The following is a 25320-nucleotide window of genomic DNA, read 5'->3' on the forward strand; positions in this document are numbered from 1 at the left end:
CGCCATGGTGGTCGCACCGCGGCGCCGTGGCATGCGCACTCCTGCCTTTTTCCCTGATTTTCGGCCTCGTGGTGCGGCTGCGCGCGTCGGCCTATCGTCGCGGCTGGCTGCGGCGCTGCCGTCCCCCCGTGTTCGTGCTGGTGGTGGGGAATCTCAACGTGGGCGGCAGCGGCAAGACGCCGGTGGTGGTGGCGCTCGCGCACGCGCTTTCGGCGCGAGGCATCCCTTGCGGCATCGTCAGCCGCGGCTATGGCGGTAGTGTCGAGGGGGCTGCGCTGGTGCCGGCCACGGGAGACCCGGCCCGCTACGGCGACGAACCGGTGCTGCTTGCGCGCGAAACGGGAGTGCCGGTGGTGGTGGGGCGCGCGCGCTGCGCTGCCGTGACCGAGCTGCTGCGCCGTCATCCCGAGGTACGTCTGGTGCTCGCCGACGACGGTCTCCAGCATCTGCGGCTCGAGCGCGACTTCGAACTCGTGGTGCTCGATCGGAACGCTCTGGGCAATGCTTGGCTGTTGCCGGCCGGCCCCTTGCGCGAGCCGCTCTCGCGCCTGCGTACGGTCGATGCGGTGGTGGCGCACGAACCGCAGCAGGTGCACGCCCTCGTACCGGACGAGGTACCGCTCTATGGGCTGCGGCTCGAACCCGAGGCGCTCGTCTCGCTCGCCGATCCTTCGCGGCGCTTGCCCCTGTCGGCGCTTGCCGGGCAACGGGTCCATGCCGTGGCCGGCATCGGCCGTCCCGAACGCTTCTTCGCCACGCTGCGTGCCCTGGGCGCCGAGGTGGTGCCGCACGCCTTTCCCGATCACCATCCCTATCGACCGGAGGATCTGGACTTCGGCGCGCCGCAGGAGTGGCGGATTTTCACCAGCAAGGATGCGGTAAAATGCCAGGCATACGCGCGGCCGCACGATTGGGTGCTCATGGTGCGTGCCCGGCTCGACGAGGCGCTCGTCGAGCGCATTCTGGAGCGAATGAATGGATACTCGTCTGCTGGACGTGCTGGTGTGCCCGCTGTGCAAGGGGCCGCTCAAATACGACCGTGAACGGCAGGAGCTCGTCTGCCGCGCCGACCGCCTGGCCTATCCGATCCGCGACGGCATTCCCGTGATGCTCGCCGACGAGGCGCGCCCCATCACGGCCGAGGAAGTCGAGGCGCTCAAGTGAGTGGTTTTCGCGTGGTGATCCCGGCGCGGCTCGCGTCCACGCGCCTGCCGAACAAACCGCTCGTCGATCTCGCCGGCAAACCGATGGTGGTGCGGGTGTGGGAACGGGCGGTTGCCTCCGGGGCCGACGAGGTATGGGTGGCAACCGACTCGCCGCAGGTGCTGGCGGCGGTGCAGCAGGCCGGAGGGCAGGCGATCCTCACGCGCGGCGATCACGCCTCCGGCACCGACCGGCTCGCCGAGGTGGTCGAGCGCCTGGGGTGGGAGGACGAGGCCATCGTCGTCAACGTGCAGGGCGACGAGCCACTCATCGATCCCTTGGTCATCGCGCGCACGGCCGAGACGCTCGCACGCACGCCGTCCGCCGCGATCGCCACGCTCGCGCATCCGATCGAATCGGCGGAAGAATTTTTCGATCCGAACTCCGTGAAGGTGGTGTGCGATGCCTCGGGGCGGGCGCTCTATTTTTCCCGCGCGCCCTTGCCGTGGGCGCGGGACGCTTTCGCCACCGGGCGTGCGGCGCGTTTGCCCGAGGGCTTGCCGGCTTTGCGCCACGTCGGGCTCTACGCCTACCGTGCGGCGTTTTTGCGCGCTTTTGCGCGACTCGCGCCTTGCGCCCTGGAGCGGTTCGAGGCGCTGGAGCAGTTGCGCGCCCTGTATCACGGCTATGCCATCCAGGTGGAAGTGATCACCGCGGCTCCGGCGCCCGGCGTCGATACGCCACAGGATCTGGAACGCGTGCGCCGGATGATCGTTGGGGCCGGATGAAGTCTGGCCATTTCCGTTTTCGTCGTCAATCATAAAGGAGAGGGGATCGTGCGCTTGATTCTTTTGGGACCGCCGGGAGCGGGGAAAGGGACGCAGGCTGCCGTCATCAAGGAGAAGTTCGGCATTCCGCAGATCTCGACCGGCGACATGTTGCGCGCCGCGGTGAAGGCGGGAACGCCGCTGGGGCTCGCAGCGAAGAAGGTGATGGACGAAGGAGGTCTGGTTTCCGACGACATCATCATCGGCTTGGTGCGCGAGCGCCTGCAGCAACCCGATTGCCAGGCGGGTTACATGTTCGACGGCTTTCCGCGCACGATCGCCCAGGCCGATGCGCTCAAGGAGGGCGGTATCCCGCTCGATTACGTGCTGGTGATCGAGGTGCCCGACGAGGAGATCATCGATCGCATGAGCGGCCGCCTGGTGCATCCGGCCTCCGGCCGCACCTATCACGTGCGCTACAACCCGCCCAAAGTGCCGGGCAAGGACGACGTCACCGGGGAAGATCTCATCCAGCGCGACGACGACCGCGAAGAGGTGGTGCGCAAGCGTCTGGCGGTCTATCACGAGCAGACGAAGCCGCTCATCGCCTATTACGAAGCCTGGGCGGCAAGCGGCGACCCTGCCGCGCCCAAGGTGCGCAAGGTCTCGGGGCTGGGGCCGGTGGACGAAGTAACGCGGCGCATCCTGGAGGCGCTCTCCGGCTGACGGAGGCGCGGGGGGCGATCGGTCACGCATGGCGCAACGGCATCCTTCCGCGTGGCATCTCGACCAGATGCCTGGCCTGCTGCCCGGACAGCAGCGCGAGCTCGACGTCGTCGAAGCCCTCGTGCACGACTTGCCCGAAGACTGGCACGTCTTCCACGGCATCCCTTGGCAGAACGAGGCCAACGGCTTCTTGCAGCTCGGCGAATGGGATGTCGTGGTCGTCTCTCCGGCAGGTCATCTGGCGATCCTGGAGATCAAGGCGGGAGAGATCGACTGGACCCCCAAAGGCCCGGTGAAACGCTACGCCGGCACCGGGCGCAAAAATATCTCCTCGCAATGCCGCCTGCAGCATCAGGCGATGATCCAGAAGTTGCGCAAGGCGGGAATCGACGCGTACGTGGCGCACGCCTTGGTGCTTCCCGATGCGAGCGTGCCGGCAAACGCCGAGACGGCGCATTACCCGCGCAGCCGCATCGTCGATGCCGCTGCCGTGCCGCATCTGGGAACGCTCCTCGGCGAGTGGTTGCACAGCACGCCGATCGACCCGCAGCGGGTCGCCAAAGTAAGCGCCTTTCTGCGAGACGAATTGCGCCTCGCGATCGACCCCCGCGCGTTCGCCGGTGCGCTGCGCAGCACGACCATCGCCTTGCAGGCAGGGCTGGCGAGCACGCTCACCCGGCTCGAACTCCCGGCGGCGAGCGCCCTGTGCATCCAGGCCGTCGCCGGCTCGGGCAAGACCCTGCTCGCCCGCCAGTGGCTCGAGCAGGCCAGACGCCGCGGCACGCGCTGGGGCTACATGTGCTTCAACCGCATGCTCGCCGATGCGCTGCGCGCCTCGATCCCGGAAGCGGCGGCAGACATCGCCACCTTCCACGAAAGAGCCATCTCCGCCTTGCGTCGCCAGCGCCAAACCACCGAGCATCTCGACTTCACCGATTCCCGTACCTTCGACGCGGCGGTCACGGCGCTCACGCAGGATCGGGATTGGGCGCAGGGACTCGACGGACTCATTCTCGACGAAGCCGCCGATTTGAAACCCGAGTGGTTCGCTGCTTTGCGTCGCAGCGTTTCCCCCGATATCCGCTGGTTGGTACTTCTCGATGCCGATCAACGGGTGCATCCCCACACCCTCGACACGGCCCCGTGGTGGGAGACGGAGCTACCGCAGGCGATCCGCTTCAGCGCCCGCGAGAACTTCCGCTCGCCGCGGGCCCTGGTCGAAACCCTCAATCTGCTCGAACTCACCGGAGAACCCCTCCTCGCGCGCCATCCCTTTGCCGGCGAGCCGCCGGAATTCGAGGTCTATCCCGACGACGACCCGGCCGCGCTGCTGCGAGCCACCGAAACCGTCCTCGAGCGCTGGTTCGCCGACGGGATCGCACCGCAAGACGTTGCCGTATTGAGTTTTCAGGGGCGGGGACACAGCGCGATCCTCGCGCAGAACACGCTCGCGGGTTGCCGTGTGCGCCGTTTCACGGGGCAATTCGACGCCCAAGGCGTCCCCCAATGGAGCCAGGGCGAACTCCTCGTCGATACCGTCCTGCGTTTCAAGGGGCTCTCCGCCCCGGCGGTGCTGCTCACCGAAACCGACTGGGCCCAGTTCGACGAATCCGCAAGCCGGCGGCTCTATGTCGCGCTCACCCGAGCCGAATGGCGCGCTGCCGTGGTACTCAGCGAACGGGCGGCGCGCGATGTGAAAGCGCAGTTGGAAAAGGAGTCCTGAACCCAGCGCTGTCATAATCACGCCTGAGCGCCGAGGCCAACTGCGGGACAGGAAAAGCTGGGGCGCCAAGCCGACAGCAAAACGGGCGAAATCAGGTGGAATCGGTGCTGAGTATCATGGAATGACTGTTTCGCCGCGGTTTATTCCGAGAAAGATGGTTGTTCGATGTCTCTCATGTTTATTTTGAAACCGGGCAGATAGCTACTATTTCCCCCTCTTGGAGTTTTACCAAGATATTCATTGGTTTTGATTGATCATCAACGATAGCTCGTGTCGTTCTCAAGAACCCGATAAGCTCTTCCTTTTCTTGATTGATATCTTCAAGCATTTTATAATTCCATTTCAAAAAATTCAATTTATGCATATTAACCGATTCATCATCTGCAATCAAAACAGACAAAGATCTTATCTTCTCATCCATCAATTTTTTCATCTGTGGTACAAGACTACCATGTTCTCCAAAAAAATCATTAAGATCCTTTTCCAATGACATCATTCTGTCATTCTTTAAAGAATCCTCGTTTGGATAAAACGAAAGAAGTTTCCATCCGTAGAGTCTTGCACGAATGCAAAGAAATAACTGACGGTACAAGTTTGCTAAAATTTTTTGATGGTCATGAATAATTTTAATTATATCGTTTAATCCAAAAATATGTTTTGGTTTTATATTTTCAATCTCCTTAATTTTATTTTCTATATCTAATATAATATGTTTTTGTGCTTGGAGCAAACTCCGCTCGCATGATTCGATTTGCTCTCGAACATGTTCACGTGATTCTCCGTGGATTACTGTCCGGGTTATTTGGTTGAAATAGTCAATAGAACTTTCAATAGAAGAAATGCGTTCATTTACTTGAAATCTAATTATTTCTTCTATGTTTTTTGATATTTCCGAAAGATTTTTGTCGATATCAGCCAAGTGTTTTTGTGCAACTGCCATTGATATAAAAGAAAATATTATATTCGCATTTACTATCCTAGATAGTTTATTAGGCTCTAAAAGTATTCCATGGCTATTGAATAATCCATCTTTTTTGGTCATGAGCCTGTATCCATCAACCCCTTTTGCCTTAAGTAGCGGTCCATCAATCACAACCTCCATGTATTTGGTTGCCGAAATTTCCCCTTTCGTTACAAGGCCGGGTATTTGTTGAATTAACATATTAATGCGACTAATATTTTCTTCCTTGCCTACATTAATCCAATTGGCATTGTTGGGCTCATGAATCAGCCGCATGGATAGTACTGGAGGCGATTCAGTTGAATCTGATAAGATAAATTCTTCATTTGATTGGATTCTATATTGAGGAACAGATAAATATTTATCATCAATCTCCTGATTTTTATTTTTTTCTGCGTAATCCATGTATTTCTTTCTAAGACCGGCAATATGAATAACAGAAGGCACGGTTACAGAAAAAGCAGGATCGGAAAGATTGAATAAAGCAATACTCCATGCCAGTGGTCCAAACTTTTTTATCAAGGCTAGAATTACAAAACTATTTACCAATTCAGTCGACGCTTTTTTCTTTGCCTCATAAATAATTTTTTTTCTTTCAATATCATCTAGTAAATGCCATTGTTTTTCAGCAAATAATGTCAGAATGTTGTTTTCGTTATCAATTGTTTTTCCTTTTTCATACGGAACATCAAGCTTTTTGCAAACGTCAATTACAATTTCATCGTATGATGGCCCTTCTCCTCTAAATAGGTTTTTTACTGTATTTCCCCCAAACAATCTAATTTCATCGCCAATTATTTTGTAGTATTTTGTGTGATCTGGATAATATTTTTTATAATCATCATTTTGTTCTAAAAAATTTGTTAATTTGCCTTTTATTAATTCTACCAACGGATCTAGATCGTCGCGGCTGCATACTGATAAAAGTGCATATAGATCGCCTTTTTTAATGTCTTCTATTTTTTCTTTGATTGCGTCAATCATTTATTTCTCCTTGGAGAATAAATCAATCAGATATAATTGAGCGATTCGATCAACTCACACATCGTCTCACGACCCAGGAATAATGCCCGACGATCGCGGATCGATGAATTTTGTCTGGAACTCGACAGCTATGCGCTAAACGTGTGACCGCAATCCAGGCAGCGGTAGTTGTCGAGGATGTGTTCGTCGATTTCTTCGCCGACTTTTTTGCCAACTTCTGCTCCGATTACCGCTCCTGCGAGGGCGCCGATGAGGGCACCAGCGGCGCCACCCGCCAGTGCGCCGGCTGGCCCGGCGACAAAGCCGAGCCTTGCACCGATTTGAGCGCCGACCGTGGCGCCGGTACCTATCGTCGCGCCGCCGCCCATAGCCCCCGCTGCGAGGCCAATAGCCGTGCCAACTCGCTTGGCGATGTTTCTTTTTTCGATGCGGTCCGATTTGCATTTCGGGCATTGCATGACGATCTCCATCACTGGTTTTTTAGCACGATGAATCTTGATTTGCCACGGGCGTAATCTCGACGTCCTTGACCGCCTCGCCCCAGCCGCGCAGCCAGCGGTGCAGGAGTTCGGTCTCGACCACGGTGGCGGTGATCGCAAGCCCGTTGGCGGTGGGTTCGACGATTTGGTCTTCGGCGAGCGGGCTTTCGACGAGGTGGCGGCCTACTGCCGGGTCGATGACGAAACGCACGCGCACGCGGCGGCCGCGATGGATGCCGAAATGTCCTTGGGCGACGTAGTCGGACAGACGGAAGTCGGAGGGATAGGGAAAACGCTCGCCGGTGCGGCGGGCTTTTTGGATGCGGCTCAGGGCGAGGATGCGCTGGTTGTCGTAGCCCTCGAACCGGGCGACGAGGTAGAGGCGTACGCTTTGCTGCACCAGCGCGAGCGGCCAGACGATCGCCTCGCGCGCTTCGTCGCGGGCGTTGCGGTAGGTGAGCGCGAGGGTTTCTTCGGCGTAGAGGGCTTCACTGACTTCCTCAAGCACGTCGGGGTCGATTTTGGGAGCCAGCAGGGGTTGGTTGTCGGGGATGCGGGTGACTTTGTGCAGCCAGCGGCGCTGCGCTTCGGCTTCGGGGCGGGTGCCGAGCTCGAGGGCGGCACTCGACCACAGCGGTTCGAGTGCGGTCAGGATGCGGGTGGGCAAGAGGGCGGCGAGGTCGGCCCGGGCGAGTTGCAGGAGCAGCGCTTCGCTGGGGGTGAGCAGGGGCAGGTTGAGACCGGCGGCCTGGGCCTGCCAGCGGTAGCCATAGGGACGGGAGCGGGTGTCGACCTCGAGCGGAAAGCTGGCCGAGAGCGTGTCGAGGTGGCGCTGCACGGTGCGCAGGCTCACCTCGCGCCCCTGGGCGACGAGGATCTGGTGGATGCGGGTGCTGCTGATGTAGCGCTTGCGCGGGATGCAGCGCAGGATGTCGAGCAGCAGCAGGGCATTGTCCAGCGCCGGGGCGCGAGGGGCGCTCATCGTCAACCGTCTCCCAGGATGCGCTTGAGGGTTTGCCTGATGCTGTCGACGAGATCGCTTTTGGACTCGCTCTGCAGCTTGGGGCTGCGGCACAAGGGGCAAAGGGTCGGAGGCAGATCCTCGGGACGCAGGACGTCGCTCGTGGGGGCGTAGGTCTTCTTCCAGCCGCACTCCAGGCAGCGGACGGTGTAAGGGCGGGGCGGGACCGGCATGGTCTCCTCCTTTTTTTATGTGGACATGGTATCGGTTCGATATACCGGCGGCAAGGGGCGAAGCGAGCGTTCCGCGTTTCAGTCGCGGCAGGATGCGCGCGGGCCGGTGGTGAGCGTACCCATGGCCGCGATTGCCGCGCCGACGAGGGCCCCTTGCGCGGCGCCTTGCAGGAGGCGGCCCACCAGGCCGCCGCTGCCACAGCCCGCCGCGCCGAGCAATGCGCCGATGCCGGCGCCTGCCAGAGCGGCGCGGGTGAGGGTGTCTGCCGGGAGGGTGGAAGAAAAAGCAGGGAAGATCGGTTCGTGCGTCATGGTCGTGCTCCGTCGTGAGGTGAGCCCATTGTAGGGAATGGAGGCGACGGTATGTGACGCATGGAGTAGTTCCGGATTTTCCGGAAAACGGGGGTGATCGAGAGTTCCTTGTGATGCGCGGCCCGGTCAGTGCAGGGCGGCGAGTGCGGCTTCCGGTGCCTTGTCGAGCACTTTGAGCAATGCCTTGGCCGCGCCTGTTGGGCGGCGCTTTCCTTGTTCCCAGTTGCGGATGGTGTCCAGCGGAACATTGATCCGCTCGGCAAATTCCGCTTGGCTTAGCCCCAAACGCAGGCGGACGCGGCGCACGAAACGGGCGACGTCTTGCATCGCCTCGGCCTCATCGGCAGCGGCCTGTCGGGCAATGTCGGCCTCCGTCGTAGCATCCACCCGTTCGGGATCGATGCGCCCTACATTCAGCGATTCGGGAACTTCGGGGTCAATCCTCATGCGTACGATTTTCATAGTGCTTAATCTCCCGTTGGTTGGCTTTGCGGGCCGAGATGATGCGAATCGCGCCATTCCTTGGTGTATAGACCACGACGAAGAGCCGACCTTCGATCTTGCCCATCAACTGGTAACGTTCCTCGCCGTAGTTGTATCGGGTATCAGCCTGGATCAGGCGGTTCGGATCGAAGAAGGCTCTGGTAGCGTAGGCGAAATCAAACCCGCGCTCTAGGAGGCACGCTTCGCTTTTCGTATCATCCCATTCGAAATCCATGGTTGAATTGTAGTTCAAAGGACTACCCACCACAAGAGAACCCGCTTCGGCCAGCGTCTTTTCGGGATGTGACGTATTGCGTGACGCGGCGCGATGATGGAGGTGGCTTGCAGGGGAAAAACGAAAACGCCCGGCGTCTAACCGGGCGTTTCGTTTTCTTTCCGTGAAGGGGCGGGGAGGTCAGCCGCAGGTGCCGACCGCGCCGCAGGCGGTGCAGAAGTCGCAGCCGTCTTTGCGGATCACGGCGTAGTTGCCGCATTCGTTGCAGCGCGCGCCTTGCATGAGCTTGGGATCGCGCTCGTCGCGCGGCGCTTCCAGCAGGCCCATTTCGCGGATGGGGAATCCTCGTTCATCCAGGATGCCGAGCATGGCGTAGCGGTGGATGATGAGGCGGGCGAGGTAGGCCACGGTGCTGGGGAAGTTTTGCTGGCGCCGATCGCCGGGCACGAAGGCCATGAAGTCGCCTAGGGGCTCGGGGTAGTTGAGGAGTTTGCGCAGCTTCATGCCGATCCAGGCCGGGTCGATGACGCGCATGTCGAGCGACAGGATCCGGGTGAGGCCGTCGAGCGAGCGCGGATAATGGCCGGCGAGCCACATGGCGTAGGGTCGGGTCATGGGGCCGGCGCCGTCGGGCGAGGGCAGGGTGATCTCTTTCAGGCCCAGGATGAAATCGTCGCCCGTGGTCGGGTTCTGGATGTCCACCGTCCAGGAGAGCGTGCCTTCCGTGCCGGTCTTGGGTTCGTGGCGGCTGAAGAGGCTGTCGAGCACGGGGGTGTCGCCGAGGTGTTCGAAGGCGCCGAGCCGTTCGCAGCGGTAGCGTACCACCTGACCGAAGGCGGAGACGACGCTGGGGAAGCGCTTGGGTTCGCCATGCGGCGGGAAGGGCATGTCGAAGGATTTCTCGCCCACGACTTTGGCGAGCTCTTCGAGTTTGAGCTGCAGCCAGCCGCGGTCGTTGGCGCGCATGTCCATGGAGAGCGTCTTGGCGACCGCGCCGAGGCCGCGGGGCTGGTCGGCGCCATTGACCCAGACTTCGAAGGGGAAGGCGCCGTGTCCGTTCTGGTCGATGTGGCCGACGAAGAGGGCGAATTCGCCTTCCGGGGTCTCCAGCATGTAGGTCCAGGCGGGGTTGCCGTCGGGCAGTTTCGGCCGCCCGGGCCAGCGCAGGCTGGAGAGGACCGGTGCGGGTAGTTTCTGGATGGACAGGCGCCGGTTGGCGTCGGTGAATTCGAGTTCGTTCGTCTCGGGCGTCTTTTCCTTGGGGGGTTCGACCGTGAGGATGGCGCCGACGACGTTGTTGGGACGGTAGGTGGCCAGCCCCTTGAGGCCGGATTTCCAGGCGAAGGTGTAGAGGTCCTGGAAGTCGTCGTAGGGGTAGTCTTCGGCGACGTTGACGGTCTTGGAGATGGAGGTGTCGATGTAGGGGGCGACCGCCGCGACCATGGCGGCGTGGGCCTTGGCCGAGATCTCGAGCGCGGTGACGAAGGCGGGCGGCAGGTGCTCCACGTCGCCGCCCAGATGCTTGTAGAGCCGCCAGGCGTGGTCTTCGACGCTGTATTCCTTGAAGGTGCCGTCGGCCATGCGCTTGCGCCGGGTGTAGGTGTAGGAGAAGGGCGGTTCGATGCCGTTGCTCGCGTTGTCGGCAAAGGCGAGCGAGATGGTGCCGGTGGGGGCGATGGACAGCAGGTGCGAGTTGCGGATGCCGTGCTTGCGGATGAGCGCCTTGAGTTCGGCAGGCAGACGCGAGGCGAAGTTGCCGCCGGTGAGGTAGAGGTCGGGATTGAAGAGGGGGAAGGCGCCGCGCTCCTTGGCGAGTTCCACCGAGGCGGTGTAGGCCCGGTCGCGCAGGTAGCGCGAGATCTCGGAGGCGGTGAGGCGCGCTTCTTCGGTGTCGTAGCGCTTGCCGAGCATGATGAGGGCGTCGCCCAGGCCGGTGAAACCGAGCCCGACGCGCCGCTTGCTCATGGCCTCGCGCTGTTGCTCGGGCAGAGGCCAGTGGGTGACGTCGAGGACGTTGTCGAGCATGCGCACGGCCACGTCGACCACCTTGCCGAAGGCTTCGAAGTCGAAGCGTGCGTGGTCGGTGAAGGGGTCACGCACGAAGAGCGTGAGGTTGATCGAGCCGAGGTCACAGCAACCATAAGGAGGAAGTGGTTGTTCCGCACAAGGATTGGTGGCTTCGATCGTTTCGCAGTAATAGAGGTTGTTGTCCTGGTTGATGCGGTCGATGAAGAGCACGCCCGGTTCAGCGTGGTCGTAGGTCGAGCGCATGATCTGGTCCCAGAGCTCGCGCGCGCGTACCTTGCGATAGACCCAGAGTTTGTCTTCGCGCTGGTAGGCGCCGGCGGCCTTGATCTCGGGACCGGGTTCGGCTTTGTGCACGAGTTCGACCATCTCGTCGGCCTCGACCGCGCGCATGAAGGCGTCGGTGACCGCGACGGAGATGTTGAAGTTCGACAGGTCGCCCTGGTCTTTGGCGTGGATGAAGGTTTCGATGTCGGGGTGGTCGCAGCGCAGCACGCCCATCTGGGCGCCGCGCCGTGCGCCGGCCGATTCCACTGTTTCGCAGGAGCGGTCGAAGACGCGCATGTAGGAGACGGGCCCGGAGGCGTTCGATTGGGTGCCGCGCACGAGCGCGCCGTGCGGGCGGATGCGGGAGAAGTCGTAGCCCACGCCACCGCCGCGGCGCATGGTCTCGGCCGATTGGGCGAGCGCCGTGTAGATGCCGGGGTAGCCGTCGACCGATTCGGTGACGGAGTCGCCCACCGGTTGGACGAAGCAGTTGATCAGCGTGGCTTGCAGCTGGGTGCCGGCGGCGCTGTTGATGCGCCCGGCGGGGATGAATCCGTGTTCTTGTGCCCAGAGGAATTTCTTTTCCCAGGCGGCGCGCTCTTCTTCCTTTTCGACCGCGGCGAGCGCTCGGGCGACGCGCCGGCGCACGTCGGAGACGGTGCGTTCATCGCCTTTGGCATATTTTTCCAGGAGGACCTCCGTGGAGATCTCCTGCGGCGGGAGGTTGTCGACGGTGGGTTTGGTCGTGGTTTTTTCTTGGCTCATCGGAAGGCTCCTGGGCGTTTCGTTGAGGCGAACTATAGCCCAGAAATCGCGTAAACGCAAAAAAATAAAATTCAATAAAATCAATTGGTTGTAAAAAATATAGTATCAAAGAGGTTTTACGAACACAACATTTAGTATGATAAATGCATCCGATGCACGGGATATCGCCTTGTGGACAAGCGCTTACGGCGCGTTTTTTCAGTTGCGCAGAAGGTCGAGCCTGTAATGCATTTTGAGTAGTTTCTGGAAGCGTTCGACCGTTTCCAGGGCACTTCGAAGTTCGGCGCGCTCGAGTCGTCCGAGCGCAGAGAGGGGAAGGGTGTTGCGTGGGGGGTGTCCGGCGGCGAGGTGATCGAGTTGGGCGCGCAGTCGTAGTCGGCAGAGGAAGGCGAAAGCGGCGGCGAGTTCGCGCGATTCGGCACTCGGGATTACGTCGAGCGCAGCGAGCCGCTCGAGTCGATTGAACGTGTTGCCCTCGAGCGCTTGGTATTCGATGGCGAGGATTCGCACCCCGTCGGTGATGGCGAAGATGCCGGCTTTTTTCAGGTCGATCGCCCCTTCTTCGGGGGCATTGGCTTTGATCCGGCCAAACCATCCCAACGGTACCCTGAAGCGTATCGAGTTTTGTGCCATACGTGCGAGTGCGATGGGGTCGGTGCGGACGTGTTCATAGTAGGTCTGACGCAGCGGGGTGGCGAGCGCGGCGTTGCCCGCGAGCGGCTTGAGGTCGGCGAGCATGCTGGCGTTCATCAAGTTGGCGGGCGTGGGGACGCTCAGCCAGTTGCGGATGAGCGCGCACCATTCCTGTTGTGTACGCCGCCATTGCGGATTGCGCGTCATGATGCCGCCCGGGCAAGGGGGGATGCCGATGTCGAGGAGGCGTTGAGTGAGCGTTTCGCCGAAAGCGGCAATGGCGGTGAGTTCTTCGGGGCTGCAGTCGTCGGCCTGGACGAAGGCGTTGTCTTGGTCGGTGGCGAGCGTTTGCTCACCGCGTCCCTGGCTGCCCAGGGCGAGGAAGGCGAGCCGATGCTGTAGGGCGGGGTCGGGCAGGGTGAGTTCGAAGACGCGGCGGGCGATCGCGTCTTCGAGATAGGCGATCACTTCAACGAGCTCGCGGATGGGGGTGCCGGCACGGGCGAGGACCTCGACGAGGCGCTGTAGTTCGCGTTGTAAGGTGGCGAGGGAAGCGAAATCTTCCGCGTGTTCGATGTCGAGCGCGAGTTGGTGGGGCGAGTGGCGTTGCAGGCGCAGCAGGTCGGTCTGACTGAGGATGCCGACGAGGTTCCCATCGGCGTCGGTGACGCCGAGCCGGTGGATGCGATGACGCGCCATGAGGTAGAGGGCCCGGTGCAGCGGCTCGGCTTCGCCCACCGTGACCAAGGGGGTGCTCATGATCCGGTCCACGGTGAGCGTGGAAGGTAGGAGGTTTTCCGCGACCACGCGGTTGCGGAGATCTCGGTCGGTGAGGATGCCGAGGGGTCGTTCGGGGGTTTCGGCCACGACCAGGCTGGAGATGCCGAGCGCCTGCATTTTGCGTGCGGCGACGTCGACTGGGGTCTGGGGCGGGCAGGCGTGGACCGTACCCGAGCACCAGCGTCCCACTGGTTGAAACAATGCGCTTTCTTCGCCGACCATGATCGTCTCCTCCCGTGCCGTCATTCTATCCGGGAAGACTCTGCCCTAGGGTAGACTTGCCGCTTCCGGGTGGCACGAGAGGTGGTGTGCGTTGCAAGAAGGTGATACGCTCGACGAGCGCTTCATGGCGCTCGCGCTCGCGGAGGCCGGCAAGGCGTGGGCTGCGGGCGAAGTGCCGGTGGGTGCGGTGGTGGTACGCGAAGGCGAGGTGATCGGGCGCGGCTTCAACCGACCGATTTCGAGCCGGGATCCGACGGCGCACGCCGAGATCGTGGCCTTGCGCGAGGCGGCCCAGCGGCTCGACAACTATCGGCTGCCGGGTTGCGTGCTCTACGTGACGCTGGAGCCTTGCCTGATGTGTGTCGGGGCGATGCTGCACGCGCGGCTGGCTGGCGTGATTTTTGGCGCGCACGACCCGAAGACGGGGGCGGCAGGAAGCGTGGTCGATCCGTTTCGTGAGCGGCGGCTCAATCATCATACGACGGTGCGTGGCGGCGTGGCCGCCGAGGCGTGCGGGGCGCTGCTGCGGGCCTTCTTCGCCGAACGGCGCCTTATACGCAAAAAGGAGCGAGGGTGTTGCTGATCGTGGCGCTCGATGCGCAGCGGCTATGGTGTGTGGATGATGGGGTAGTGCTGGCGAGCTATCCGGTGTCGACGGCGGCGCGCGGCGCGGGCCAGCGTCGGGGCAGCCTGCAGACTCCGCTGGGGTGGCACCGGATTCGCGCGAAAATCGGCGCGGGGGCGCCCTTGGGAGCGGTGTTCGTCGGGCGCCGCCCGACGGGCGAGATCTGGGTGCCGGAACTGGCGGCGGCGCATCCCGACCGGGACTGGATCTTGACCCGCATTTTGTGGCTGTGCGGCGAGGAGCGTGGATTCAACCGTTTGGGTGAAGTCGATACGATGCGCCGCTACATCTACATTCACGGTACTCCGGATCCGGTGCCGCTGGGCGTCCCCGGTTCCCACGGCTGCATCCGCATGCGTAATGCCGACGTGGCCGAGCTCTTCGAACGGGTGACGGCGGGGACGAAAGTGTGGATCGTGGCGCGGGCACAGGAAGCGGAAGGGGTCGTGTCCGCAAGGTCTCTTCTCGAGGAACGAGGGTAGTAGAGGACGACACCGGGGGGTTGACGCCCAATGAACGAGCCCGTATCATAATGAACTCTGCACACGACGGGCGGTTAGCTCAGCGGTAGAGCACTGCCTTCACACGGCAGGGGTCAGTGGTTCGATCCCACTACCGCCCACCACCCAGGTGGGTTGTACCGTCGTGCAAGACCATGGGCCGGTAGCTCAGCTGGGAGAGCGTCGCGTTCGCAATGCGAAGGTCGGGAGTTCGATCCTCCTCCGGTCCACCACGTTTTCGGCCAACTTGTCATCAGGTTGGCTTTTTCATTTCTGGATTCCCCTTTTTGAGTCAAAGGGTTAAATAACTCTTCCAGAGCCTGAGTGTCGGCAGTTCGACCCTGTTTTGGTGCTTTTTGCCGGCCAGTTCGACTCTATTTTGCCTTGACACGCCTCTGTGGCGAACACGCATTTCTGTAAACAGGCTCTCCGCGAGGTAGGAGACCATGAGATGTGCGCCAGTTGAACGCCTTGCCGGGCTGTTCGGCTTCTGCTGCCTCAGTGATGCGGTGTAGGATTGGCATCGTGGCGAGATTGCGAAGCAATGTGGTGCACATCACACTTTGCCGATCGTTCTATGCCAAGCGGAACCCGACTGAACCGACTGGAGGCGCGGTGAAAACGCTTGCCTGGATCTGATCTGCGCAGATAGATGGCGCTAGCCAATTGTCTGTCATCCGTCCATCTGCTTGAGGTCGCGATAGAAGTTTTCGTGCGGCCCCACCATCAGCAGCTTGAGCGTATTTTCGTCGAGAATCCGGTAGGCCAGGAGGCAGAGCAAGCTGCCCATGTGGAACTTGTAGACCCTTACGCCTGCAAGGTCGCCGACTTTGGCTTCACCCGCTTCGGGTTGACGGGCGATGGTACGTACCGCCTCGTCGAGCGCAGCTTTCTGTTGCTGGTGCAGTTTTTTGACGATGCGCGCGAATGTCGGGGTGACAAGGATACGCATCAGCCGAATTGGTACTCACCTACCGGCCCTTCCTGGTCCGCGACCAGGATGTCGCGGATGACGCTGAAGGGCAGATCGGGGTTTTCAGCGGCGATCTTGCCGATCTGTGACCAGTATTCGATTTGTTTGGGGACCGAGCGGTGCTCGATGGCGCCGTAGCGCTTGGCGCTTTCGACCAAGCTTTCGGACAGTTTGACGTTGACAGCCATAGTAGACCTCCGACTAATGCGCCATTCTAGCCCATGATGGACCAAAATGGAACCTGTTTCATGGGATTGATCAGACCACCAGGGATTGATTGTGCAACCTTTTTTGGCCATGGACTTGCTCTGTGCGTTTTGCCGCGAGGCGGCGATCAAGGATGCACGTCGGGAATGAAGCGCAAGACTTCACCGTTGATGCAGTATCGCAGGCCGGTGGGCGGCGGGCCGTCGTCGAAGACGTGCCCCAGGTGAATGCCGGTGCTCGCGCTGCGTACTTCGGTACGGATCATGCCGTGCGAGCGGTCTTCGTGTAGCGTCAACGCGCCGGGAATCGCCTCATAGAAGCTCGGCCAGCCGCAGGGGCTGTCGAACTTCGCTTCCGAACGGAAAAGCGGGGCATTGCTCAGGCGATCGACATAGACGCCGGGGCGCCGCTCATCGAGGTAGGGGCCGGTGAAGGGGCGTTCCGTGCCTTGTTCGCAGGCGATCCAGCGCGCGAGCGGCGGCAAATGGCGCTCGGCGAGCGTGCGCCAAAAGGAATGCGGCATGCGTACGCCCGTGCCTCCCAGACCGCAGTATCCGTTTGGATTCTTCAGCAGGTAGTGCTGATGGTATTCCTCGGCCGGAGTGTAGGAGGCAAGCGGGGCGATTTCGGTGACGATTTCTCCGTAACCAGCGGCCGTGAGCGCTTGTTGATAGGCGTCGCGCGTGGCGAGCGCCGCGTCTCTTTGTTCCGGCGTGGTGGTGTAGATCGCGCTGCGGTAGTTGCTGCCGATGTCGTTTCCTTGCCGATCGCGCTGGGTGGGATCGTGGTTTTCCCAAAACCAGGCGAGCACGGCTTCCGGCAGCACGAGTTCGGGGTCATAGACGACTTTGACGACTTCCGCGTGGTTGCGCCCGTTCGCCAGCCCTTGGCGCAGGCGCTGCTCGAAGTCGAGCACGTCGTCGTAAGTGGGGTCGGGAAAGCTGCCTCCGGCGTAGCCGACTTCGGTGTCGAGCACGCCCGGCAGCGCGGCCATGCGCTGTTGCGCGCCCCAGAAACATCCCATGCCGAGGACGAGGGTTTCTTTTCTATCGTTCATGATGGTTCCATGGTTCGTTCTCAGGCGGGGACGGCGCGCCCTTGCAGCCGAATCTGCAGCCGGTAGCAGAGCCCCATGAGGGCCACCCAGATGGGCAGGGCGATGACGGAAGCGCGCGTGCCGGGGTTGTTGAGCATCAGGAGGAGCAGAAAGGCGACGAAGGCGAGGCAGAGGTAGTTGGCGAGCGGGCTCCAGAAGGCTTTGAAGGCGGGGGTGACGTGGCGCTGGCGCAGTACCCGGCGGAATTTGAGGTGGGTGAGGCTGATCATGGTCCAGTTGATCACCAGAGCGGCTACCACCAGCGACATCAAGAGTTCCAGGGCGCTTTGTGGCAGGAGGTAGTTGACCGCCACGCAGAAGAAGGTGATGAGCGCGGAGACCCCCACGGCCAGGACCGGCACGCCGCGGCGGTTGATCTTCATGAGGGCGCGGGGTGCGTCGCCTTGTTCGGCCAGGCCGTAGAGCATGCGGCTGTTGCAATAGACGCCGCTGTTGTAGACCGACAAGGCCGCCGTGAGGACGACGAGGTTGAGGAGGTGCGCCGCCGTGTCGCTGCCGATGAGCGAGAAGATGCGCACGAAGGGGCTGGCGCTGTAGGGGTCGCCGGCGGCGGTGAGCGAGGCCACCAGCTGGTCCCAAGGATAGAGGGAGAGCAGCACGGCGATCGCGCCGATGTAGAAGATAAGGATGCGGTAGACCACCTGATTGATAGCCTTGGGAATGACGCACCGCGGGTCGGAGGCTTCGGCGGCGGTGATGCCGACGAGTTCGAGCCCGCCGAAGGAGAACATGATGATCGGCAAAGTGACGACCAGGCTGCCAAAGCCGTGGGGGAAGAATCCGCCATGGTGCCAGAGATTGGTGACGCTCGCCTGTTCGCCGCCCCGGCCGCTCGTGAGCAGATAGAGGCCGAGCACGATCATGCCGACGATGGCAACCACCTTGATGAGGGAGAACCAGAACTCGGCCTCGCCGAAAGCGCGCACGTTGGCGAGGTTGATCAGGTTGACGAGAAGGAAGAAAGCCAGAACGGAAACCCAGGTAGGAATTTCGGGCCACCAGAATTGGACGTATTTGCCGATCGCCGTCAGCTCGGCCATCCCCACGAGTACGTAGAGCGCCCAATAGTTCCAGCCGGAGAGGAACCCGGCGAATCGCCCCCAGTAGGTGTGGGCGAAGTGACTGAAGGAGCCGGCCACGGGCTCTTCGACGATCATCTCGCCGAGCTGGCGCATGATGAGGAAGGCGATGAGGCCGCCGATTGCGTAACCGAGCAGCATCGACGGTCCGGCGGTGGCGAGCACACCGGCCGAGCCGAGGAAGAGCCCAGTGCCGATGGCACCGCCCAGGGCGATGAGTTGGATGTGGCGGTTCTTCAGATCACGACGAAGCGGGGCCTCGTGCAGGGTGGAATCGGTCATGCTCGACTTTCAGGAACGTGGCAAAGAAGACAATCTTACACGCGTCTTGGGACGCTGAGCGGGTTGGTCGGGTTCCTGTACCCTCATCGTGAGGTTGTACCCTCGTACGAAGTTTCTGATAGGCTCAGCATTAGGCTCAGCATTACCGTGATTGGCGTTCCAGGAATTTTTTGAGGAAGGCAATATGGACAGCACGGATCTTTCGGTATTGAATGCCGCCATCGAATGGCTTGGTGCTGGCCGGCGGACGGTGTTGGCCACGGTGGTGGAAACGTGGGGATCGTCGCCACGTCCAGTCGGGGCGTGGTTGGCGATCCGCGACGATGGCCAGGTCGTCGGTTCTGTGTCCGGGGGCTGTGTAGAAGACGACCTGATCGCTCGGATTCGTTCGGGGGAATCGTTGGCCGAAGAGCTCCCTGAATTGGTTACGTATGGAGTGACCCGGGAGCAGGCGGCGCGCTTCGGTCTGCCGTGTGGGGGAAGACTGCGGCTCGTGGTCGAACCGGCACCGGATGTCGATATGCTAAAGGAATTGCGGGCGAGGATCCATGCCAAACGTCTGACGGTGCGCGAACTCGATACGTGTTCAGGGCGCTCGGTACTGCGCGATGCAACGCGGGATGAAACGTTTTTCTTCGACGGACGCCTGATGCGCACGCTCTACGGACCGCGCTGGCGTTTGATCGTCATCGGAGCGGGGCAGCTGTCACAATACGTGTGCGAGATGGCGCTCGCCGCCGATTACGAAGTGGTGGTGATCGATCCGCGCGAAGAGTTCGTCGAGGGGCTTGCCAACCCGGCGATCACGTTTCGTCGCGACATGCCGGACGATGCGATCCTGGATCTCACCGTGGATGCACACACGGCGATCGTGGCCCTGACGCACGATCCCAAGCTCGACGACATGGCGTTGCTCGAAGCCTTGAAATCTCCGGCGTTCTACGTCGGGGCGCTCGGCAGCCGTACCAATTCGGCCAAACGCCGGGAGCGGCTCGCGCTGTTCGATCTCACCGCCGAGGAGATCGACCGCTTGCACGGACCCGTGGGTTTGTTCATCGGGGCTCGTTCTCCGGCGGAAATGGCGGTGTCGATCCTGGCCGAGATCACTGCGGCGAAGTATGGCGTGCCCATCGTGCAGAAGCGCGCTCTTGCCGAACGGGAGCGAGCCGAGCGGCATACCCTTCTCGATACGATGTCTTCCGCCTGTCGTACTTGACGCCGGGCGCAAGGCGATGATGGCAAGGAGGTAGCGCTCGCATTCAGGAGCGAGAGGCCGCCTCGATCGCCGCGCGGGCACACTCCCGAATCCGCTCGATCATCGCCCGCAGGCCGTTGCCGCGTGTGGGGGAGAGGTGGGCGAGTAGCCCCAAGCGCTCGAAGAGGGCGAGGGTGTCGAGCGAGAGCGCTTCTTCGGGCGTCTTGCCTTCGTAGGCGGCAAGCACGATGGCGGCGAGCCCGCGCACGATGAGCGCGTCGCTGTCGATCGCGAGGTGCAAGCGGCCGTTTTCGAGGCGGCAGACGAGCCAGACGCGGCTCTGGCAGCCGCGCACGAGGTTGGCGTCGGTGCGTTCGGTTTCCGGGAAGGATGGCAGGGTGCGTCCCAGCTCGATGAGGTAGTCGTAGCGCCCGTCCCAGTCGTCGAAGAGGGCGAAATTCTCTTCGATCTCGGCAAGCGTCGTCATAGCAGCCCCAGTTCGAGCCGTGCGGTTTCGGAGAGCCGGTCGGAAGTCCAGGGAGGGTCGAAGACGACGTTGACCGTCGCTTCTTTTACCTCGGGAATCTGCTCTACGCGTTGCTTGACTTCCTCGCTGAGCACGGGGCCGAGCGAGCAGCCGGGGGCGGTGAGGGTCATGTCGATCTCGACCCGGGCGCCGTCTTCGTTCTCTTCGATGTCGAGGCGGTATATAAGGCCCAGGTCGACGATGTTGACCGGGATTTCAGGATCGTAGATCTGGCGCAGCACCTCGAGGATGCGCTCACGCAGGTCGCCTTCGGTGGGAATCGGCGAAGGGGCGTAAGGATCGAGCCCGAAGGCGTCGGCATCCTCGCCGGCCACGCGCACGAGGCGCCCGTCGTAGAGCACGGTGAGGCTGGTGCCCAGTGTCTGCGTCAGGCGCACTTCGCTGTCTTGGGGGATCGTGACGGGTTCCCCCGAGGGGACGACGATACCGTAGACGTCGCGCCGGGTGATGACCGTTTGGGCGTTCATGGGGCAGGGGCTCCCAGACGTTCGAGGGCGCGGGAGAGCGCCGACAGGGTTTGGTCGATGTCCGCTTCGTTGTTGTAGAAGGCGATCGAGGCGCGCACGGTGCCGGGCAGTCCGTAGCGGGCGATCAGGGGCATGGTGCAATGGTGCCCGACGCGCACCGCGATCCCTTGGGTGTCGAGCAGGGTACCGAGATCGGCTGGGTGGGTGCCGGCGACGTGGAAGGAGGCGATGGGGGCCTTCTCTTCCGGCGGAAGGTCGGCGAGGAGCCGCAGCCCGTCGATCGCCGCCAGGCCGTCCCTCAACCTGCGGTAGAGGTGGGTTTCCCAGGCGGCCAGTTGCGCCCGATCGAATTGGCGCAGGTAGTCGATCGCGGCACCCAAAGCGATGGCTTCGGCGATGGGCGGGGTACCGGCCTCGAACTTGTAGGGAAGTTCGTTGGGTGCGAAACCATGCTCGTCGACCCAGGCGATCATCTCGCCGCCGCCTTGCCATGGGGGCATGGCTTCGAGCACTTCCTGACGCCCCCAGAGCGCCCCGATGCCGGTGGGACCGAGCATTTTGTGGCCGGAGAAGGCGTAGAAATCGCAACCCAGCGCTTGCACGTCCACGGGAAAATGCCCCACCGCCTGGGCGCCGTCGATGAGCGCGGTCGCCCCCACGGCCTTGGCTTCGGCGATGAGCTCGGCCACGGGATTGATGGTGCCCAGGGTATTCGAGACGTGGGCGAGCGCCACGAGCCGGGGTCGCCGCTCGAGCAACTGGCGGTAGCGTTCCCGATCGAGCGTGCCATCGTCCCGAACCGGCACGAGGGCGAGTTCGGCGCCAGTGCGTCGGGCGAGCATCTGCCAGGGGACGAGGTTGGCGTGGTGCTCCATCTGGGTGGCGACGAGGAGATCGCCTTCTTTGACGAAGGCATTGCCCCAGGCTTGGGCCACGAGGTTGATCGCTTCCGTGGTGCCCCGCGTCCACAGGACTTCTTTTTCGCTCGCGGCGTGGATCCAGCGGGCGACGGTAGTGCGGGCGGTTTCGAAACAGTCGGTGGCTTCCGTGCTCAGCGCGTGCGCGCCGCGGTGCACGTTGGCGTTGCGGTTCTCGTAGAACTCGGTGAGCGCCTCGATCACCTGCCGTGGTTTCTGGGTGGTGGCGGCGTTGTCGAGGTAGATGAGCGGCTTGCCATAGACCCGCCGGTGCAGGATGGGAAAGTCTTCGCGCCAGCGCTCGACGGTGGCCGCCTCAGGCAGCGGCGTCGTCGGGGAGGGAGAGACGGGATTGGACATGGCGGAGGACCTCTGCAAGGGTGAAACGCTGCAGGACCGGAGCGAGGAAGGCGTCGATGAGCAGTCGGCGCGCTTCGACTTCGGGAATGCCCCGGCTGCGCAGGTAGAAGAGCGCTTCGTCGTCGAGCCGGCCGAGGGTGGCGCCGTGGCCGCAGGCGACGTCGTCGGCGTAGATCTCGAGCTCGGGTTTGACGTCAGCGGCGGCGCCGTCGGCCAGGAGCAGGTGATCGAGCCGCATGGCGGCGTCGGTGCGCTGGCCGGTGGGCTCGATGAGGATGCGGCCGATCACCGCGGAGTGCGCGGCGGCCGGCACCAGGCCGCGCCAGCGCACGTCGGTGGTGGCGCCGGGCGCGGCATGGCGGATGCGCAGCGCGACGTCGGTGGAACCCTCTGGCTCACCCTGGGTGATGCCGGAGAGGCGCAGCGTGGCGGATTCGCCCATTGCGACGTCCCATTCGAGCCGCTGATAGCCGCGGGCGGCGGCGAAAGCCTGCACGTCGAGGCGGGCACGCGCACCGAGCCGGGCGCGAACGCGGTGCAGCAAGGCTTGCTCTTCGTCGGCCGTGAAGACGCCATGGGTGAGTTCGGCGCCTTCGCCGAGCCAGAGATGCACAGCGCCGTTTTGCGTGGAAGGGCCGAAGGAGGAGAACGTTTCCACGAGAGCGCCGCGTGTGCCCGCGGCGACTTCGACGAGCAGGAGGGGCTGGACCCAGCCGGCGCCGTGGCGGTACTGGATCTGCAGGGGAGCGTCGGTCGTTTGCTCGAGCTCAAGGAGCAGTACTGCGTCGGCTTCGACCAGGTTGCGCACGGCGAAATAATCCTCGCCCGGCTCCAGCCGCTCGCGCCAGCGTGCGCGGGTGGCCTCGTCCAGTTCGGACCAGGAACGCAGGCGCCAGGCGCGGGTGTGCACGGCCACGGGCGGGCCTTGGTCGAGGCGGATCCATTCGCCAGCCAGCGGTTCGACCTCAGGGAAGGAGCAGTCGAGGCCCCGGCCGGCGCGCTCGGGGGCGAAACAGGCGGAGAGCCGCGAGTAGCGCCAGAATTCGTTCTTGCGCGTGGGAGGCGTGAGCGTGGCGAAGCGCTCGGCGAGCCGTTCGTGCCAGGCGCGCGTTGCCGCGTCTTCCGCCCAGCCGCAGGGGTGGCAGACGGCGAGTGCGGTATTCATGCGACCGACCCCTCGAGCACGGCGGCGTAGCCGCCTGCTTCGATCTGATGGGCGAGCTCGGCTTCGCCCGAGCGGGCGATGCGCCCGCCGTGCAGCACGTGCACCCGGTCGGGACGGACGTATTCGAGGATGCGGGGATAGTGGGTGATGATGAGGAAGGCGCGATCGGGGCGGCGCAGGCGATTGACGCCGGCGGCCACGAGCTTGAGCGCATCCACGTCCAGACCCGAATCGGGTTCGTCGAGGATGACGAAGCGCGGCTCGAGCAGCAGCATCTGCAGGATCTCGTTGCGTTTCTTCTCGCCGCCGGAGAAGCCTTCATTGACGCCGCGCTTGAGGAAGTCGGCCGGCAAGCCTAGTACTTGCGCCGCTTCGCGCGCGGCGCGCAGCAAGGCGGCGCTGTCGAGCGGCGCTTCGCCCCGGGCCTTGCGCAGGCAGTCGAGGGCGGTGCGCAGGAATTGCAGGTTGCTCACGCCGGGAATTTCCACCGGATGCTGGAAAGAGAGAAAAAGCCCCGCCTGGGCGCGCGCTTCCGGCTCCATCGTGAGCAGGTCTTGGCCATCGAGGAGCGCTTCGCCTTCCAGGACTTCGTACCCTTCGCGGCCGGCCAGCACGTTGGCGAGCGTGCTCTTGCCCGCGCCGTTGGGGCCCATGAGGGCATGGACTTCGCCGGCGGCGATGTCCAGATCGAGCCCATCGAGGATGCGCCGGCCTTCGACGGCGACGGTGAGGTTGCGTATCGTGAGCATCATCCGACCGATCCTTCTAGACTGACTTCGAGGAGTTTGCCGGCCTCGACGGCGAATTCGAGCGGCAGTTTCTGGAACACGTCCTTGCAGAATCCCCCCACGATGAGGGCGACGGCGCGCTCGGGGTCGATGCCGCGCTGGCGGCAATAGAAAAGCTGCTCTTCGCTCACGCGCGAGGTGCTGGCTTCGTGTTCCACGATGGCGCGCGGATTGCGGCTCTCGATGTAGGGAAAAGTGTGCGCGCCGCAATGGGGGCCGATGAGCAGCGAATCGCACTGGGTATAGTTGCGCGCGCCGCTCGCGCCGGGATTGATGCGCACCAGCCCCCGGTAGGCGTTCTGGCTGTGGCCGGCGGCGATCCCCTTGGAGACGATGGTGCTGCGGGTGTTGCGCCCCAGGTGGATCATCTTGGTGCCGGTGTCGGCCTGCTGTCGGCCGCGGGTGAGCGCCACCGAGTAGAATTCGCCCACGCTGTCGTCGCCCTTGAGGATCACGCTGGGATACTTCCAGGTGATGGCCGAACCGGTCTCGACCTGGGTCCAGGAGATCTTGGCGCCGCGCCCGGCGCATAGTCCGCGTTTGGTGACGAAGTTGTAGACGCCGCCGCGCCCTTCTTCGTCACCCGGGTACCAGTTCTGCACCGTGCTGTAGCGAATCTCGGCCCCTTCGAGGGCGATGAGCTCGACCACCGCAGCGTGCAGCTGGTGCTCGTCGCGCATGGGCGCGGTGCAGCCCTCGAGGTAGGAGACGTAGCTGCCTTCGTCAGCGATGATGAGCGTGCGCTCGAACTGCCCGGTGCGGGCGGTGTTGATGCGAAAGTAGGTGGAGAGCTCGAGCGGACAGCGCACGCCCTTGGGGACATAGACGAAGGAGCCGTCGCTGAAGACGGCGGAATTGAGCGCGGCGAAGAAGTTGTCCCCCGGCGGCACGACGCTGCCGAGGTACTTCTGCACGAGTTCGGGATATTTTTGCACCGCTTCCGAGATGGGGCAGAAAATGACGCCGGCTTCGGCGAGCTTGTCCTTGAAGGTGGTGAGCACCGAGACCGAGTCGAAGACGGCGTCGACCGCCACGCCGGCGAGCGCGGCCCTCTCGTGCACCGGCACGCCGAGTTTTTCATAGGTTTCGAGGAGCTTGGGATCGATCTCGGTTTCGCTGCGGCGCTTGGGCGCGGCGTAGTAGATGAGTCCTTGGTAGTCGATGGGCTCGTAGTGCACGTGTGCCCAGCGCGGTTCGCGCATCGTCTGCCAGCGACGGAAGGCGTCGAGCCGCCATTGGCGCAGAAAATCGGGTTCGTTCTTCTTGGCCGAGATGTATTCAATCACCTTCTCATCGAGGCCGGGCGGTAGCGTCTCGGTCTCGATGTCGGTGACGAAGCCGGCCTCGTAGGCTTGGCTGAGGGCAGCGTCGAGTTCAGCGGTGGACATACGGCTCACTC

At 62.6% G+C, this 25320-nt stretch carries 27 protein-coding genes and 2 tRNA genes; 10 read left to right on the forward strand and 19 right to left on the reverse strand.

The features are described from left to right. The first annotated feature begins 26 nt into the window (after nucleotides 1–26). The 5 genes from lpxK to EPD80_RS01355 are packed head-to-tail and all read left to right on the forward strand — an operon-like array spanning nucleotide 27 to nucleotide 4359. The gene (gene lpxK, locus EPD80_RS01335; protein WP_221928767.1) at nucleotides 27–1043 is read left to right on the forward strand and encodes a tetraacyldisaccharide 4'-kinase; all 1017 of its coding nucleotides are present in this window, start codon (nucleotides 27–29) and stop codon (nucleotides 1041–1043) included. After that, nucleotides 976–1164 (forward strand): Trm112 family protein, encoded by a 189-nt coding sequence (locus EPD80_RS01340; RefSeq protein ID WP_142803450.1) that lies wholly within the window; start codon nucleotides 976–978, stop codon nucleotides 1162–1164. The genes lpxK and EPD80_RS01340 overlap by 68 nt, the downstream gene beginning before the upstream one ends. Beyond that, nucleotides 1161–1931, forward strand: coding sequence for a 3-deoxy-manno-octulosonate cytidylyltransferase (kdsB, locus tag EPD80_RS01345; RefSeq protein ID WP_142808797.1), 771 nt, complete (start codon nucleotides 1161–1163; stop codon nucleotides 1929–1931). The genes EPD80_RS01340 and kdsB overlap by 4 nt, the downstream gene beginning before the upstream one ends. 48 nt (nucleotides 1932–1979) lie before the next feature. After that, nucleotides 1980–2636, forward strand: a complete 657-nt coding sequence (gene adk / locus EPD80_RS01350; protein ID WP_142808799.1) for an adenylate kinase — start codon at nucleotides 1980–1982, stop codon at nucleotides 2634–2636. Nucleotides 2637–2664: 28 nt separating this feature from the next. Next, on the forward strand, nucleotides 2665–4359 hold the full coding sequence (locus tag EPD80_RS01355) for a nuclease-related domain-containing DEAD/DEAH box helicase (RefSeq protein ID WP_142808801.1): 1695 nt from the start codon (nucleotides 2665–2667) through the stop codon (nucleotides 4357–4359). Between the two features lie 178 nt (nucleotides 4360–4537). Here the strand turns inward: EPD80_RS01355 and EPD80_RS01360 are convergent, their stop codons facing one another. The 9 genes from EPD80_RS01360 to EPD80_RS01400 all read right to left on the reverse strand — a co-directional run bounded on the left by EPD80_RS01360 (nucleotide 4538) and on the right by EPD80_RS01400 (nucleotide 13699). Further along, nucleotides 4538–6304, reverse strand: coding sequence for a hypothetical protein (locus EPD80_RS01360; protein ID WP_142808803.1), 1767 nt, complete (start codon nucleotides 6302–6304; stop codon nucleotides 4538–4540). 128 nt (nucleotides 6305–6432) lie between these two features. Further along, the gene (locus tag EPD80_RS01365) at nucleotides 6433–6774 is read right to left on the reverse strand and encodes a hypothetical protein (protein ID WP_221928768.1); all 342 of its coding nucleotides are present in this window, start codon (nucleotides 6772–6774) and stop codon (nucleotides 6433–6435) included. 10 nt (nucleotides 6775–6784) lie between these two features. Continuing rightward, complete coding sequence (locus tag EPD80_RS01370) at nucleotides 6785–7765, reverse strand: helix-turn-helix transcriptional regulator (protein ID WP_142808805.1); 981 nt, start codon at nucleotides 7763–7765, stop codon at nucleotides 6785–6787. A 2-nt stretch (nucleotides 7766–7767) separates the two neighbouring features. Further along, nucleotides 7768–7977 carry a hypothetical protein gene (locus tag EPD80_RS01375; RefSeq protein WP_142808807.1) on the reverse strand — a complete coding sequence of 70 codons (210 nt, stop codon included), beginning with the start codon at nucleotides 7975–7977 and terminating at the stop codon, nucleotides 7768–7770. 78 nt (nucleotides 7978–8055) lie between these two features. Continuing rightward, on the reverse strand, nucleotides 8056–8289 hold the full coding sequence (locus EPD80_RS01380) for a hypothetical protein (protein WP_142808809.1): 234 nt from the start codon (nucleotides 8287–8289) through the stop codon (nucleotides 8056–8058). Nucleotides 8290–8415: 126 nt separating this feature from the next. Then, nucleotides 8416–8736 (reverse strand): helix-turn-helix domain-containing protein, encoded by a 321-nt coding sequence (locus tag EPD80_RS01385; RefSeq protein WP_221928769.1) that lies wholly within the window; start codon nucleotides 8734–8736, stop codon nucleotides 8416–8418. Continuing rightward, a complete protein-coding gene (locus EPD80_RS01390) occupies nucleotides 8726–9007 on the reverse strand; it encodes a BrnT family toxin (protein WP_142808813.1) in 282 nt (93 codons plus the stop codon). Before EPD80_RS01390 ends, EPD80_RS01385 begins: the two co-directional genes overlap by 11 nt. Before the next feature lie 180 nt (nucleotides 9008–9187). Then, complete coding sequence (locus EPD80_RS01395; protein WP_142808815.1) at nucleotides 9188–12064, reverse strand: adenosylcobalamin-dependent ribonucleoside-diphosphate reductase; 2877 nt, start codon at nucleotides 12062–12064, stop codon at nucleotides 9188–9190. A gap of 198 nt (nucleotides 12065–12262) precedes the next feature. Continuing rightward, a complete protein-coding gene (locus EPD80_RS01400; RefSeq protein WP_185957665.1) occupies nucleotides 12263–13699 on the reverse strand; it encodes a putative nucleotidyltransferase substrate binding domain-containing protein in 1437 nt (478 codons plus the stop codon). 91 nt (nucleotides 13700–13790) lie between these two features. Between EPD80_RS01400 and tadA the strand changes: the two genes are divergently transcribed. From tadA to EPD80_RS01420, 4 genes are all read left to right on the forward strand, one after another. After that, nucleotides 13791–14282, forward strand: coding sequence for a tRNA adenosine(34) deaminase TadA (gene tadA, locus EPD80_RS01405; RefSeq protein WP_221928770.1), 492 nt, complete (start codon nucleotides 13791–13793; stop codon nucleotides 14280–14282). Further along, nucleotides 14282–14806 (forward strand): L,D-transpeptidase family protein, encoded by a 525-nt coding sequence (locus EPD80_RS01410; protein WP_390613027.1) that lies wholly within the window; start codon nucleotides 14282–14284, stop codon nucleotides 14804–14806. Before tadA ends, EPD80_RS01410 begins: the two co-directional genes overlap by 1 nt. Nucleotides 14807–14874: 68 nt before the next feature. Beyond that, nucleotides 14875–14949 (forward strand) — tRNA-Val (locus tag EPD80_RS01415). A 32-nt stretch (nucleotides 14950–14981) separates the two neighbouring features. After that, nucleotides 14982–15057, forward strand: a tRNA-Ala gene (locus EPD80_RS01420). 440 nt (nucleotides 15058–15497) lie between these two features. Here EPD80_RS01420 and EPD80_RS01425 read toward each other — a convergent pair. The 4 genes from EPD80_RS01425 to EPD80_RS01440 all read right to left on the reverse strand — a co-directional run bounded on the left by EPD80_RS01425 (nucleotide 15498) and on the right by EPD80_RS01440 (nucleotide 18482). Further along, nucleotides 15498–15776, reverse strand: coding sequence for a type II toxin-antitoxin system RelE/ParE family toxin (locus tag EPD80_RS01425; protein WP_142808821.1), 279 nt, complete (start codon nucleotides 15774–15776; stop codon nucleotides 15498–15500). Then, nucleotides 15776–15985 carry a TA system antitoxin ParD family protein gene (locus EPD80_RS01430; RefSeq protein ID WP_142808823.1) on the reverse strand — a complete coding sequence of 70 codons (210 nt, stop codon included), beginning with the start codon at nucleotides 15983–15985 and terminating at the stop codon, nucleotides 15776–15778. The genes EPD80_RS01425 and EPD80_RS01430 overlap by 1 nt, the downstream gene beginning before the upstream one ends. Nucleotides 15986–16131: 146 nt before the next feature. After that, nucleotides 16132–17061, reverse strand: coding sequence for a peptide-methionine (S)-S-oxide reductase MsrA (gene msrA / locus EPD80_RS01435; protein WP_142808826.1), 930 nt, complete (start codon nucleotides 17059–17061; stop codon nucleotides 16132–16134). 20 nt (nucleotides 17062–17081) lie between these two features. After that, nucleotides 17082–18482: an amino acid permease gene (locus EPD80_RS01440; RefSeq protein WP_142808828.1), complete on the reverse strand. Its 1401-nt coding sequence runs from the start codon at nucleotides 18480–18482 to the stop codon at nucleotides 17082–17084. A gap of 184 nt (nucleotides 18483–18666) precedes the next feature. Between EPD80_RS01440 and EPD80_RS01445 the strand changes: the two genes are divergently transcribed. Then, the gene (locus tag EPD80_RS01445) at nucleotides 18667–19698 is read left to right on the forward strand and encodes an XdhC family protein (RefSeq protein ID WP_142808830.1); all 1032 of its coding nucleotides are present in this window, start codon (nucleotides 18667–18669) and stop codon (nucleotides 19696–19698) included. 43 nt (nucleotides 19699–19741) lie between these two features. On the opposite strand, the gene EPD80_RS01450 is transcribed toward EPD80_RS01445, so the two are convergent. From EPD80_RS01450 to sufB, 6 genes are read right to left on the reverse strand one after another with little or no spacing between them, the layout of a single operon-like run. Further along, entirely contained in the window at nucleotides 19742–20164 is a 423-nt protein-coding gene (locus EPD80_RS01450) for a SufE family protein (protein ID WP_142808833.1), read from the reverse strand. Next, nucleotides 20161–20691: a putative Fe-S cluster assembly protein SufT gene (sufT, locus tag EPD80_RS01455; RefSeq protein ID WP_142808835.1), complete on the reverse strand. Its 531-nt coding sequence runs from the start codon at nucleotides 20689–20691 to the stop codon at nucleotides 20161–20163. Before sufT ends, EPD80_RS01450 begins: the two co-directional genes overlap by 4 nt. Beyond that, complete coding sequence (locus EPD80_RS01460; RefSeq protein WP_142808837.1) at nucleotides 20688–21968, reverse strand: aminotransferase class V-fold PLP-dependent enzyme; 1281 nt, start codon at nucleotides 21966–21968, stop codon at nucleotides 20688–20690. Before EPD80_RS01460 ends, sufT begins: the two co-directional genes overlap by 4 nt. After that, on the reverse strand, nucleotides 21925–23133 hold the full coding sequence (locus EPD80_RS01465) for a SufD family Fe-S cluster assembly protein (protein WP_142808839.1): 1209 nt from the start codon (nucleotides 23131–23133) through the stop codon (nucleotides 21925–21927). The genes EPD80_RS01460 and EPD80_RS01465 overlap by 44 nt, the downstream gene beginning before the upstream one ends. Beyond that, a complete protein-coding gene (sufC, locus tag EPD80_RS01470; RefSeq protein ID WP_142804840.1) occupies nucleotides 23130–23882 on the reverse strand; it encodes a Fe-S cluster assembly ATPase SufC in 753 nt (250 codons plus the stop codon). Before sufC ends, EPD80_RS01465 begins: the two co-directional genes overlap by 4 nt. Further along, nucleotides 23882–25309: a Fe-S cluster assembly protein SufB gene (gene sufB, locus EPD80_RS01475; RefSeq protein WP_142808841.1), complete on the reverse strand. Its 1428-nt coding sequence runs from the start codon at nucleotides 25307–25309 to the stop codon at nucleotides 23882–23884. Before sufB ends, sufC begins: the two co-directional genes overlap by 1 nt. Nucleotides 25310–25320: the final 11 nt, after the last annotated feature.

This window comes from Tepidiphilus olei, from assembly GCF_006980705.1.
Taxonomy (GTDB): domain Bacteria; phylum Pseudomonadota; class Gammaproteobacteria; order Burkholderiales; family Rhodocyclaceae; genus Tepidiphilus; species Tepidiphilus olei.

Coding starts and splice junctions, on each gene's coding strand:
- EPD80_RS01355 (WP_142808801.1), top strand. CDS start 2,665: ATGGCGCAACGGCATCCTTCCGCGTGGCATCTCGACCAGATGCCTGGC.
- EPD80_RS01340 (WP_142803450.1), top strand. CDS start 976: ATGGATACTCGTCTGCTGGACGTGCTGGTGTGCCCGCTGTGCAAGGGG.
- EPD80_RS01365 (WP_221928768.1), bottom strand. CDS start 6,774: ATGGAGATCGTCATGCAATGCCCGAAATGCAAATCGGACCGCATCGAA.
- EPD80_RS01440 (WP_142808828.1), bottom strand. CDS start 18,482: ATGACCGATTCCACCCTGCACGAGGCCCCGCTTCGTCGTGATCTGAAG.
- EPD80_RS01395 (WP_142808815.1), bottom strand. CDS start 12,064: ATGAGCCAAGAAAAAACCACGACCAAACCCACCGTCGACAACCTCCCG.
- EPD80_RS01370 (WP_142808805.1), bottom strand. CDS start 7,765: ATGAGCGCCCCTCGCGCCCCGGCGCTGGACAATGCCCTGCTGCTGCTC.
- EPD80_RS01465 (WP_142808839.1), bottom strand. CDS start 23,133: ATGAATACCGCACTCGCCGTCTGCCACCCCTGCGGCTGGGCGGAAGAC.
- EPD80_RS01375 (WP_142808807.1), bottom strand. CDS start 7,977: ATGCCGGTCCCGCCCCGCCCTTACACCGTCCGCTGCCTGGAGTGCGGC.
- EPD80_RS01400 (WP_185957665.1), bottom strand. CDS start 13,699: ATGGTCGGCGAAGAAAGCGCATTGTTTCAACCAGTGGGACGCTGGTGC.
- EPD80_RS01385 (WP_221928769.1), bottom strand. CDS start 8,736: ATGAGGATTGACCCCGAAGTTCCCGAATCGCTGAATGTAGGGCGCATC.
- EPD80_RS01390 (WP_142808813.1), bottom strand. CDS start 9,007: ATGGATTTCGAATGGGATGATACGAAAAGCGAAGCGTGCCTCCTAGAG.
- EPD80_RS01380 (WP_142808809.1), bottom strand. CDS start 8,289: ATGACGCACGAACCGATCTTCCCTGCTTTTTCTTCCACCCTCCCGGCA.
- EPD80_RS01430 (WP_142808823.1), bottom strand. CDS start 15,985: ATGGCTGTCAACGTCAAACTGTCCGAAAGCTTGGTCGAAAGCGCCAAG.
- sufC (WP_142804840.1), bottom strand. CDS start 23,882: ATGCTCACGATACGCAACCTCACCGTCGCCGTCGAAGGCCGGCGCATC.
- EPD80_RS01445 (WP_142808830.1), top strand. CDS start 18,667: ATGGACAGCACGGATCTTTCGGTATTGAATGCCGCCATCGAATGGCTT.
- EPD80_RS01425 (WP_142808821.1), bottom strand. CDS start 15,776: ATGCGTATCCTTGTCACCCCGACATTCGCGCGCATCGTCAAAAAACTG.
- sufB (WP_142808841.1), bottom strand. CDS start 25,309: ATGTCCACCGCTGAACTCGACGCTGCCCTCAGCCAAGCCTACGAGGCC.
- msrA (WP_142808826.1), bottom strand. CDS start 17,061: ATGAACGATAGAAAAGAAACCCTCGTCCTCGGCATGGGATGTTTCTGG.
- EPD80_RS01450 (WP_142808833.1), bottom strand. CDS start 20,164: ATGACGACGCTTGCCGAGATCGAAGAGAATTTCGCCCTCTTCGACGAC.
- EPD80_RS01460 (WP_142808837.1), bottom strand. CDS start 21,968: ATGTCCAATCCCGTCTCTCCCTCCCCGACGACGCCGCTGCCTGAGGCG.
- sufT (WP_142808835.1), bottom strand. CDS start 20,691: ATGAACGCCCAAACGGTCATCACCCGGCGCGACGTCTACGGTATCGTC.
- EPD80_RS01360 (WP_142808803.1), bottom strand. CDS start 6,304: ATGATTGACGCAATCAAAGAAAAAATAGAAGACATTAAAAAAGGCGAT.